Source organism: Bacteriovorax sp. DB6_IX, from assembly GCF_000447775.1.
In the GTDB taxonomy this organism is placed as follows: Bacteria; Bdellovibrionota; Bacteriovoracia; order Bacteriovoracales; family Bacteriovoracaceae; genus Halobacteriovorax_A.
Map to the genome: position 1 here is coordinate 1 of NZ_AUNJ01000487.1, position 596 is coordinate 596.

Sequence of the window (596 nt, forward strand, 5' to 3'; positions counted from 1 at the left end):
CTAGCTTAGCCAATGTTATGATCCTCAATGATGAAAATGAAGAGGCAAAAAATATTCTTGAGCAAGTTTCAGATAAGAAGCTTAATCATCTTTATCATGATGAAATGTCGAATGTAAAAGCATACGAAAATGATGTCCCTGCTGCAATAAAGCACCTCAAAGTTGCAACAATGTTATTAGAGGCCGGGCTCGATCGTGAACTGATTATTGCGAACTTATCAATATCGTGTGATTCGTATGATGAAGCGTTTAAGTACATTAAATTATATTATACGCACAACAATAATACCTTTAAGGTAACAGATAGAACGCGTCTACTCTACGTACAGTATTTTCTATATAGATGTTTTAGTTCAAATACTCTCAATAATATAGACAATGCATTATTAACAGTTAAGTCGGAAATTGATAGGCTTGGTAGAGTTGAAAGCTTTTCACTTCAATATGACTTGGTTATGTCCACTATTGCATTACTTAAACAAGATCTCGGTGAAAGCTATCGGTTGCTTAGCCATGTTATGAGTAAGCTAAATGATGGAAATTTTGACTTTTATGATATGTACCATTTGGTATTCGTATTAGAAAAAATGTCATTT

Annotated in this window: 1 pseudogene; it reads left to right on the forward strand. The window is 33.2% G+C overall.

Features of this window, described 5'->3' with window-relative positions:
- Positions 1 to 596, forward strand: a pseudogene (locus tag M901_RS15275) (response regulator); the annotation flags it as partial.